The sequence below is a fragment of the Desulfosarcina sp. genome (assembly GCF_033791525.1).
In the GTDB taxonomy this organism is placed as follows: domain Bacteria; phylum Desulfobacterota; class Desulfobacteria; order Desulfobacterales; family Desulfosarcinaceae; genus Desulfosarcina.
Map to the genome: position 1 here is coordinate 1 of NZ_JASJGN010000189.1, position 10,888 is coordinate 10,888.

The 10,888-nt window shown below is 53.5% G+C and carries 9 protein-coding genes and 1 tRNA gene; 6 read left to right on the forward strand and 4 right to left on the reverse strand.

All coding sequences use genetic code 11. The features are described from left to right. Positions 1–229: 229 nt before the first annotated feature. The 4 genes from prmC to rho all read right to left on the reverse strand — a co-directional run bounded on the left by prmC (position 230) and on the right by rho (position 3,842). Positions 230–1,126 carry a peptide chain release factor N(5)-glutamine methyltransferase gene (gene prmC / locus QNK41_RS09200; RefSeq protein WP_319255996.1) on the reverse strand — a complete coding sequence of 299 codons (897 nt, stop codon included), beginning with the start codon at positions 1,124–1,126 and terminating at the stop codon, positions 230–232. Further along, positions 1,104–2,180 carry a peptide chain release factor 1 gene (gene prfA / locus QNK41_RS09205; RefSeq protein ID WP_413815133.1) on the reverse strand — a complete coding sequence of 359 codons (1,077 nt, stop codon included), beginning with the start codon at positions 2,178–2,180 and terminating at the stop codon, positions 1,104–1,106. The genes prmC and prfA overlap by 23 nt, the downstream gene beginning before the upstream one ends. A gap of 178 nt (positions 2,181–2,358) precedes the next feature. Beyond that, positions 2,359–2,568 carry a 50S ribosomal protein L31 gene (gene rpmE / locus QNK41_RS09210; RefSeq protein ID WP_319256000.1) on the reverse strand — a complete coding sequence of 70 codons (210 nt, stop codon included), beginning with the start codon at positions 2,566–2,568 and terminating at the stop codon, positions 2,359–2,361. 26 nt (positions 2,569–2,594) lie between these two features. After that, on the reverse strand, positions 2,595–3,842 hold the full coding sequence (gene rho / locus QNK41_RS09215) for a transcription termination factor Rho (RefSeq protein ID WP_319256001.1): 1,248 nt from the start codon (positions 3,840–3,842) through the stop codon (positions 2,595–2,597). Between the two features lie 407 nt (positions 3,843–4,249). On the opposite strand from rho, the gene QNK41_RS09220 reads away from it, so the two are divergent. The 6 genes from QNK41_RS09220 (at position 4,250) to QNK41_RS09245 (ending at position 10,547) form a co-directional block, all read left to right on the forward strand. Continuing rightward, positions 4,250–5,638, forward strand: a complete 1,389-nt coding sequence (locus QNK41_RS09220) for a CCA tRNA nucleotidyltransferase (RefSeq protein ID WP_319256003.1) — start codon at positions 4,250–4,252, stop codon at positions 5,636–5,638. Between the two features lie 710 nt (positions 5,639–6,348). Further along, on the forward strand, positions 6,349–7,026 hold the full coding sequence (locus tag QNK41_RS09225; RefSeq protein WP_319256005.1) for an adenylate kinase: 678 nt from the start codon (positions 6,349–6,351) through the stop codon (positions 7,024–7,026). Between the two features lie 239 nt (positions 7,027–7,265). Next, on the forward strand, positions 7,266–7,472 hold the full coding sequence (gene rpsU / locus QNK41_RS09230; RefSeq protein WP_319256007.1) for a 30S ribosomal protein S21: 207 nt from the start codon (positions 7,266–7,268) through the stop codon (positions 7,470–7,472). A gap of 75 nt (positions 7,473–7,547) precedes the next feature. Then, complete coding sequence (locus QNK41_RS09235) at positions 7,548–8,843, forward strand: folylpolyglutamate synthase/dihydrofolate synthase family protein (protein WP_319256009.1); 1,296 nt, start codon at positions 7,548–7,550, stop codon at positions 8,841–8,843. A 48-nt stretch (positions 8,844–8,891) separates the two neighbouring features. After that, positions 8,892–8,967, forward strand: a tRNA-Arg gene (locus tag QNK41_RS09240). 467 nt (positions 8,968–9,434) lie between these two features. Beyond that, a complete protein-coding gene (locus QNK41_RS09245) occupies positions 9,435–10,547 on the forward strand; it encodes an EAL domain-containing protein (RefSeq protein WP_319256010.1) in 1,113 nt (370 codons plus the stop codon). Positions 10,548–10,888: the final 341 nt, after the last annotated feature.

The window sequence follows — 10,888 nt, forward strand, 5'->3', positions numbered from 1 at the left end:
GTCGAGCTTGCCGCAGATTCAAGGCAGATGTCGTCGCGCAATAGTGGACTATGCGCGGCGATAGCTAACGCCGAAGATGGGGTGATCCGCCTGAGGCGGATAAAGATCGGCAAACCCAATGGGTTTCACCTTTTGAATACAACAATCGATAGTACCCAACCGTGATCGTTACCAATCGACCTTCTTCGAGAAAGGTGAATCGCTTGTTTGGGTTAAACCAAACAACCCTTCAACCGCTCTTTTCCATCAGCGCGACGCGATCATGCCCGCTGTAGTCTTTGACGATTTGCGGTGCTCTGTATTTTCCTACCTCCCAGGCGATAGCCAGGACATCCTTTTTCTGGTCAGCCCCCATCTCCAGCACGACCAGGCCGCCGGTTCTCAGGTGCCGGTGGGCCGATTCGATGATGTGTCGAATGCACCTCAGGCCGTCGCCGTCTCCATCCAGGGCCATACGGGGCTCGTGGTTGCGGATTTCCGGCTGAAGGCCGTTGATATCGCGGCTGCGGATATAGGGCGGATTGGAAACGATCAGGTCGAACGTCTCGCGGTCCGGCACCAGCGCCGCATCCCAGTCTCCGCAGAACCAGTCGACTATATGGTCTACCTGGTGCATCCGGGCATTTTGCCGGGCTGTTTGCACGGCAGCCTCGGATCGGTCCATGGCCACGTAACGGTGCTCGGGATGCTCGTGGGCCAGGGCAATGGTGATGGCACCGGATCCGGCCCCCATCTCCAACACCCGCTTCTTCGATCCGTCGTGACCGTCGAGGAGAGGCAGCACCGCCTCCACCAGGCATTCGGTTTCCGGCCGGGGAATCAGCACCGATGGATTGACCGCCAGTGCCAGGGACCAGAATTCCCGGGTACCGGTAATATACGCCACGGGTTCACCGTCAACCCGTCTTTTGATCAGGGATTTGAACCGTTTGAGTTCATCTTCACACAGGGGCTGGTCGTGGTTCAGATAGAGGTCGATGCGCCGGGTCTTCAAGGTATGGGCCAGAAGGATTTCCGCCTCGCTGCGGGCGCTTTCAACCTGGTGGTCCCTGAAATACCCGGCCGTCCATTTAACCAGGTCCAGGGTGGTCCATCGTGACGGCTTATCCGTCGACGCGTTCGGCATGCTGGAGTGCCTGACTCTGGTAGTAGGTGATCAGCGAATCGATGACCTCGTCCACATTGCCCTGGAGAATGGATTCCAGCCGATACAGGGTCAACCCGATGCGGTGGTCGGTGACCCGGCCCTGGGGGAAATTGTAGGTCCTTATCCGCTCGCTGCGGTCGCCGCTGCCCACCTGACTTCTGCGATTCTGGGAGCGCTCCTCGTCCTGTTCCCTGACCATCTGGTCCAGCAGCCGGGAACGCAGCACTTTCATCGCTTTGGCTTTGTTCTTGTGCTGGGATTTTTCGTCCTGGCAGGTAACCACCAGGCCGGACGGCAGGTGGGTGATGCGCACCGCCGAATCGGTGGTGTTGACCGACTGGCCGCCGGGTCCGGAGGATCGAAATACATCCACCTTCAGTTCATTGGTATCGATATTGACTTCGATCTCCTCCGCCTCGGGAAGCACGGCCACGGTCACGGCGGAGGTATGAATCCTTCCCTGGGTCTCGGTGGTGGGTACCCGTTGAACCCGATGGGTGCCGCTTTCGAACTTCAGACGACTGTAGGCCCCTTTGCCGTTGACGTTGGCAATGATCTCTTTGAGCCCCCCCACACCGGTGGTATGGTGATCCATCACATCCACCTTCCACCCGCGGGCATCGGCATATCGCTGGTACATCTTGAACAGGTCACCGGCAAAAAGCCCGGCCTCATCGCCGCCGGTACCGGCACGGATCTCCAGGATCACATTCTTGTCGTCCAGCGGGTCCTTGGGAACCAGAAGAATTTTGAGTTCTTCCTGCAGCCGCTCCTTTTCCCGCTCCAGCCGGTCAACCTCATCGCCGGCCATCTTTTTCATTTCGGGATCTTCATCGTGCATCAATTCGAGGCTGTCATCCAGCTCCCGGTCCACCCGCTTGAACTCCCTGAAGGCGGCCACGACGGATGAAATCTCCGCATGCTCCCGAATATACTTTTGATAGGCGTCTCTGTCCTGAACGACCTTCGGATCGGACAACAGCCGCTCCAGCTCATGGGAACGATCTTCAACACCTTTTAATTTGTCAAACATGTCGCACCACCCATTCATGACGGGATGCCACCGCATCCATTCAACGGTTTCTCAGGGTCGGCAGTTCCGTTCGATGATAAATAATAAGGGTATCGGAATGGTCAGGGCCGGCAGGTCCCGATGCCGGCTTAATCAGCCGGGCACCGGACGCAGCCTGTGGGAAGACAGAGCAGGAGCGCTATTGATTCTGGAATTTTTCGTATTTTTTTCTGAACCGTTCGATGCGGCCGGCCGTGTCGATCAGCTTCTGTTTGCCGGTAAAAAACGGGTGGCATTTGGAGCAGATCTCCACGCGTATGTCTTGTCTGGTAGATCCCACCTCGACCGTGTTGCCGCAGGCACACTGGATGGTTGTTTCGGAATAATCCGGATGGATGTTGGCTTTCATTGTAATTTCAACCCCCTGTAGATATTTTAAGCGTTCATAGAATCCAAGAAATCCGCATTATCCTTTGTTCCGTTCATTTTTTCAAGTAAAAATTCGAGGCTGTCCGACGGATTCAAGGAGGCAAACAGTTTCCTGAGAATCCAGACGCGGTTCAAGGTTTTCTCGTCGAGGAGCAGTTCCTCCTTGCGGGTCCCGGATTTCTTGATGTCAATGGCCGGGAAGATGCGCTTGTCGGCCAGGCGGCGATCCAGCTGGATTTCCATATTACCGGTGCCCTTGAACTCCTCGAAGATAACTTCATCCATGCGTGAACCGGTATCCACCAAGGCGGTGGCGATGATGGTCAGGCTGCCCCCCTCCTCGATGTTTCGGGCGGCACCGAAAAAGCGTTTGGGCCGCTGCAGCGCGTTTGAGTCCACACCACCGGAAAGGATCTTGCCGCTGGGGGGCATGACCGAGTTGTAGGCGCGAGCCAGACGGGTAACGCTGTCCAACAGGATCACCACGTTTTTTTTGTGCTCCGTCAGCCGCTTGGCCTTTTCGATGACCATCTCGGCCACCTGAACATGGCGCTCGGCCGGTTCGTCAAAGGTGGAACTGATCACCTCCCCTCTCACCGATCGCTGCATGTCCGTGACCTCTTCCGGGCGTTCGTCGATGAGCAGGACGAAGAGCACGATATCCTTGTGGTTCTTCACGATGCAATTGGCAATGCATTGGAGCAGCATGGTTTTACCGGAACGGGGCGGCGACACGATCAGCCCGCGCTGGCCGAATCCGATGGGCGTCAACAGGTCCATGATCCGGGCGGAATAGTTCTCCGGCTCGTTCTCCAGGTTGATCTTGTCTTCCGGATACAGGGGCGTCAGGTTGTCGAAAAGGATCTTTTCCCGAGCCACTTCCGGATCTTCATAGTTGACGGCCTCCACCTTCAGCAGGGCAAAATAGCGTTCGGTTTCCTTGGGCTGACGAATCTGGCCGGAGACGGTGTCGCCGGTTCTCAGGTTGAACCGCCTGATCTGCGACGGTGAAACATAGATGTCGTCGGGGCCGGGCAGGTAGTTGTAATTGGGTGCTCGCAGAAAGCCAAATCCGTCCGGCAGGATCTCCAGCGTTCCCTCTCCGAAAATGAGTCCGTCTTTCTCAATCTGGGCCTGGAGCAGGGAAAAGATCAGTTCCTGCTTGCGCATGCCGGCAGCACCTTCGATATTGAGCTGCTTGGCCAATTTGGTCAGTTCATTAATCTTCTTGTTTTTCAACTCTACGATGTTCATCAACACACCCCATTTTAGGATTGATTAGCGCACATCACCTGCAAATGCTGTCCGGCAACAGCAATTGACTATATTAAGCAAACAACAGCGACCCCGTTTTCCGGTTACCATCAATGGCGACAAGGTTTCACACCCTAAGCCAGCATTTCGGATTTCACTTTACGATGGTGCCTTTCGGGTGAATTGGGTTGGACTGTTGGCTTTTTTTGGAGGAATATGCGTGTTTTTGTGATAGAAGTTATTCGAATTTACCCCACCAGACGGGTCTATCCGTGAGAATAAGTAAAATTTTTATACTATGAATCCGCTGGTGTCAAGGGAATTTGAGCCTGCCGGCGAGAGCGTTGCCGTCACCGGCTGGCCGCCCGGCCGCACCGGCACCTACAGGGGTAATTATTGTGTGATAAATGGATGAGTTAGCTGAAATCAACCTCAATTTCCTACCCGACGATCCAGACGGCATCTACCTGGTAGGCGGAATCGTACGCGACTTGCTGGCCGGTCATCCCCCGGCAGACATCGACCTGGTGGTGGCCGGGAATATCGACCGTGCCGCCCGACAGATCGCGGAAAAGACCGGCGGCAGCATCATCGATCTGGGTAAAAAGGGCTTTGACGTATTAAGGGTCGCATCGCCGGAAACGACCATCGACATCACGCCCCTTGAGCACCCATCCATCGAATCCGATCTGCAACAGCGGGATTTCACGATCAACGCCATGGCCTACGACATCAAAGCGCGTCGCCTGGTGGACTGCACCGGCGGACAGGTGGATATGCAGCATAAAAAGATCCGCATGGTTTCGCCGGCGGCCTTTGAGAAAGACCCGGCCAGACTGGTCCGGGCCTACCGCATGGCGGCGGTGCTGCATTATTCCATCGCCGCCGGGACCGAGGCGGCCATCGGCAGGCATCGCCACCTTATCGGCAGCGTCGCCGGAGAACGGGTCTGGGCGGAACTGGTCAAGATATTCAGCACTGTCGATTCCTCACCCGTCATTATGCGCATGGCCGCCAGTGGACTGCTCACGGCGATTTTTCCGGAGCTGCAACCCGCCGTCGGTTGCACCCAGAACCGCCATCACCCGTTCGATGTGTTCGATCACAGCCTCCGGGTGTATGACGCACTGGAAACCCTGTTGTCCGAAATTGACGCCCGTTTCCCACGGTTGGCAAGCATCGCTGGTAACGCGCAACTGTCCGAACACGCGGCCATGTTGAAATATGCAGCCCTGTTGCATGATGTGGGAAAGCCGGCCACCCGGCAGGTCGACAGTGATGGGCGCGTCCGCTTTCGCGGTCACGCTGCAGAAAGTGCCGCCATCGCCACGGCAATCAGCCGCCGCCTACGACTGTCCAACCGGCAGCGCCATGTTTCCGATGCCGTAATCCGCCACCATATCCGGCCGCTGTTCCTTTACCTGGCATCAGAAAACGGCAGCCTCGGCCGAACGGGCACGGTCCGTTTTTTTAACCGATGCGGCGACCTGACCCTGCCGATCATCGTGCATGCCATGGCCGATATCATGGCTAAAGGTGAGGGCATGCAGGAGAGGGACAGCGGCTTCCTCAATTTTTGCGATGGCCTGCTCAACGCCTACATCGACTACAAAGACCGCCAGGCCACCGTGCCGCCACTGATTAGCGGGAATGACCTCATTGCGGTTTTCGGCCTCTCCCCTTCTCCCCGATTCAAACACATTCTGAACCGAGTGGATGAAGGCCGGCTATCCGGCAAATTGGCCACCCGTAATCAGGCCCTGAAATGGGTTGGCACCTACTTAGAAGAATCCTGAAAAAGGTTACGCCTAAAGACAATCTTTGCCCGTTGAATGAAACTTCAATACCCGCGCGATAAAAAAAGCTGAACGTCCAACATCGAACATCGAGCGTCCAACGCCGAATAAAAAGTAATCGCCATGGCGGTGCTGCGGTGCGGGGTGAAACAGGGTTTGGATCAACTCACGTCCCTGCTCTGATCCATAATCCCACCAGAACAGAGTTGCCCGCCTGGGTTGTTTGTTCGTTGTTCAACGAACATTCATTTAAATCGACACCGCATACGCCAGAAATCCCTTTTCCAAATCAGATGTCTGTTGCTCATTGTTTCCATTCACCATTCGATGTTGGGCGTTCGATGTTCATTTTTATCATGCCTGTTGCGTATACCCATGCTTGTTCAATGTTTTATTTTCTTTAAAGGCCGCAGGATGCCAGGACCCGGAACCCTGAGCCCCCCGCCCCCCATGCCGATGCTTGACAAGCCCCCATCATTTCTGTACTAACGCGGATAGCTGGAGAAAACACACTTCGGTGCCAGCCCGCCTGAAAACAATCATTGACAGTGGATGCGGCCCTCAACCGCACACAACGAAAAAGAACGGCAACCGACGATTGCACGGAATTCCCAACCTCCGGTCCGAATGGGTGACCACCGGCATCGCGGTGTGATTGGTATTTTCAAAGATCCTGTGCAAGTGAACGGGAAACAGAAAGGAGAAGGTGAATGAACATCTTGTTTTTTGGCCCCAACGGCAGCGGTAAAGGTACGCAAGGCTCAATCCTGAAAGACAAGTACAACACCCCCCACATCGAGTCCGGTGCGATCTTTCGTGAAAACATCGGCAAGGGAACCGAACTGGGTGCCCAGGCAAAAGCCTACATCGACAAAGGCGACCTGGTCCCGGATGAGATCACCATTCCCATGATCCTCGACCGGCTGCAGCAGGACGATTGCAAAAATGGCTGGCTGCTGGATGGATTCCCCCGCAACAAAAACCAGGCCATCAAACTGGATGAAGCCCTTAAGAAAGCCGGCATGGCCCTGGACATTGTCGTCGAGATTTTGCTGGACCGCGAAATCGCCAAGAACCGCATCATGGGGCGCCGCCTGTGTGTGAACGACAACAACCACCCCAACAACATTTACATCGATGCCATCAAGCCCGACGGAGACAAGTGCCGGGTTTGCGGCGGCGACCTGAAGACCAGAGACGACGATCAGGACGAAGCGGCCATCAACAAACGCCATAACATTTACTATGACGCCACCGTAGGGACCCTGGCATCGGCTTATTACTTCAGGGATCTGGCCGCAAAGGGCGGATCCATGAAGTACCTCACCTTAGACGGTGCCCCCAGCGTACAGGACGTGACCGCCGAGCTGGTCTCAAAACTGGACTAAGCGTATCCTCGGTGAAACGGTGAACGCCTCACCGTTTCAGTCCCTGCATCCCCGCCGACGATCCCCCGATCCGATCAGCGGGCAACCAGCGAACTTCCACGTCTAAGAATTTATTTTGTTGATAATAGTATTTTTACCTGATACTAGTTACGTTTTAAAAATTTTCGAAATAACCATCACGGTTGAGGGTGCAACGCCAACTTGTCTACGCGATGGGAAAAAAAGGGGGTTGAGCCAGTTTGAAAGCAATTGAAGTCAAAGTCTTCGACAACGATCTCGAGAAAGCCATGCGGATTCTGAAGAAAAAAATTCAGAACGATGGTCTGTTCAAACGCTTGAAGCTTAAAAAGAGCTACGAGAAACCGAGCGAGTTCCGTCGTCGCAAAGAACGTGAGGCCCTGCGCAGACAGCGCATCGCTGTTGCAAGAAGCAGGAGATACCGTTAGCGACACCCGTTTGACGACATAACCCGGCAGGGAGCGCCTCCCCGCCGGGTTTTTGTTTGGTAAGGAGTCGCCGCCATGCCAACCAGCGCTTACACCGAATGCCTCAATGCCATGTACCGCATGAGACGATTCGGCATAATCCTTGGCCTGTCGACCATCACCGACATCCTCGACGGCCTGGGCAATCCCCAGCACACCTTTTCGTCCATCCACATCGCCGGCACCAACGGCAAAGGATCGATCGCTTCCGCCTTGGCAACGATCCTGCACTTAGCCGGATATCGCGTCGGGCTCTACACCTCTCCACACCTGATCCGATTCAACGAAAGAATCTGCGTCGACGGCACTCCCATTTCCGACGATGCGGTGGTGGCATCCTGGGAGGCGGTCAAATCCGTCCACCAAGGCGATCGGGAACCCACCTTTTTCGAGTTTTCCACGGCCATGGCCTTTTATGAATTCGCCCGATGCAAGGTCGACTGCGCCATTATCGAAACCGGCATGGGCGGACGGATGGATGCCACCAATGTCGTCTCACCGGCGTTGAGCATCATCACCAACATATCGCTGGAACACAAAACCTACCTCGGTGGCACTATCGCAGCGATTACCGGAGAAAAGGCCGGCATCATCAAACCGGGCATACCGGTGGTCACGGGCGTGACCCAGAAAAGCGCCAAGGACGTCATCGAGAAGATCGCCGCCGATCGATCGGCCCCGCTTTATATGAAAGGCCGTGATTTCCGTGTGCGACGCAGCGGTGACGACCGCTTTTCCTATTTTGGCGTGGATCACCGCTGGACGGGCATGCGAACCGGTCTCATGGGCAGCCATCAGCTGGACAACGCATCGCTGACCCTGGCCGCCTGCGAACTAATCATGCGCGACCATGACCGCCTCGGCAAGGACCATATCCAATCCGGGCTGGCCCAAAACCGCTGGCCGGGCCGCCTGGAACTGGTTTCCCAGAAACCCTACGTGATTCTTGACGGGGCACACAACCTCATGGCCGCCAGGCGTCTGGGGCGCTTTCTGCAAGACACCCTTGCCGGACGGCGCATCACCATGGTGGCGGGTATCCTGGATGACAAGCCCTTTGAGGCGATTCTCAAGGATCTGGTTGCCCCCTGCGCCCGCCTGATTATCACCCGGGCGAAAATCGACCGTTCGCTGCCGCCCGAAACACTCGAAGCGGTGGCCAAGCCGCTGATTGCAGACATTCAGATCATTGCCGATGTGGGAGAGGCCGTTCGCCATGCCATCGCCACCTCCAGACTCGAGGATGCCGTCTGCATCGCCGGCTCCCTGTATGTGGTGGGTGAAGCCAAAGCGGCACTTGAAAAATCGAAGACATCGTTGTTCCAGATCTAAAACAGCCTTGACTTGTTCAAGCTGATACTCTATTTTTCCCGACACATCGCGCCCGTAGCTCAGTGGATAGAGCACCAGCCTCCGGAGCTGGGGGTCGCAGGTTCGATACCTGCCGGGCGCGCCACTATTGAAAACAGGGATTTACAACAAAATGTATCTCCCTTTTTTTGCATTCATTTTTTAGTTTTCAACCCTATTTCCAACCCCTGGAAAAAAATAGACCCCCGGTTGCCCAGGAGCCTTAAGTTTCTGAAAATCCGCCCGATAATAACAGCGCGGGGGAACATGCAACACTGAGCCGATTTCCGATATCTGCGTTGCGCTGAGTCGCGTTTCCTTATGCAGTGGGCAGGGCCGGTAACGAAAATCCGGCCCTGCCCGTCCACTTCTTGTTCCGTCCGGGCATTTGACTCGGTTATGTTCTTGAATCGTTACCATTATCAAACCATATACTATTTTACATGGGATCGAATGATTTCATGATTCACAATGGACACGGAATACTTCCATTAAAGAAAAAATATTTAGTACCGAAAACCAGTTTGAGGAAGATACAAATTTAATTACAATTGATTACAATAAAGAGATAAAATGCAATGGTGTTTAGAGGCTGTGGCGGATGCAGGTCGGAAATGGCTGGTTACCATAGAGTCAGTTCCTTTTGTGATTGGCCGCGCTGACGACTGCGAACTTAAGCTAATCGATGATCGTATCTCCAGACATCACTGCGAGATTCGCATAAGCAGTAATCTGCTGTGGATTCGAGATCTTGAGAGCACCAATGGCACTTATGTCAATAAAAATAAAATCAAGCGCGCCGAATTGCTCGAACCAAACGATATTATCTCAATTGAGAAATATAAATTTAAGGTAAAGAGCGTCCGTGCGTCAATTTCAACTACAACACACGAGACCATACACTCAACGCTTTCTAAAGAAATCTTAGACTTGTCCTTTTTTGAGCCAAAGTTGCAGATGTTGCTTCAGGATCGAAAGGTAATCCCTCATTTTCAACCGGTAGCGAGATTTTCTGATTTGACTGAGGTAGGGTACGAGATTCTTGGACGTGTTGACGATGAAGACTTGCCATCGAACCCATCTGAACTATTAGACATGGCAGCGTGTTTTGGATTGGCCTCTGACCTGAGTTCCCTTTTCCGAGAAGTGGGGGTGGAGATTGGAAAAAATTTGCCTGGATCACCTTTGCTGTTCGTAAATACTACCCAGCTTGAAATCTACGAAATAGAGACCCTTCTTGCATCTCTGAAGAGGATTCGCAATATCGCCCCTTTAAACAAGATCGTGTTGGAAATAAATGAAAAAGCAGCCACCGATACAAATGAGTTCCCCCAGCTACGCGATGCTTTGGGGGAAATGGATATGGGATTGGCTTTCGATGATTTCGGTGTCGGTCAAACTCGGTTGGTGGAACTTTCAAACATATCTCCGGATTATCTCAAGTTCGACATCTCCTTAATCCGTCAAATTCACCTCGCACCAAAGCGACTGCATCAGATGATTTCGACATTTATCAAAGCATCCCATGATCTTGGCATACTCACCCTCGCAGAAGGTATTGAAAGCTCTGAAGAAGCAGAGGTATGCAAACAGCTTGGTTTTGATTTGGGGCAGGGTTATTTCTTTGGAAGGCCCGCACCCATCAATGCGATCGAAGTTAATCTAAATGTTACCCCGGGCGCTTGATTTAATGATCAGGCCTCATCTCATAAAACTGATCTTCCAGGCAATGCATAAATCTATTTATTTAGTCGGGTTGTGATTGAGATCATCTTGGCCCTGTGGCTTTTACTGAAACATGAGATTCCATCAGAAATCTGAAAAAACAATATCATTTTGATGTGTTGGAGTAAATGCAACTCCAGACCAGAGTTCTTTCGATAAAGATACATCGATCATATCACAACTTTTATGCGAAAAAGGCCAACCACAAGATGTTGTGGTCGGCCTTCAATCTTTCAGAGTCCTTTAAAGTTGCGCTAAATAGCAGAAGGCGTGAGTCGGTTACACCTTATGTTTTGTTTACA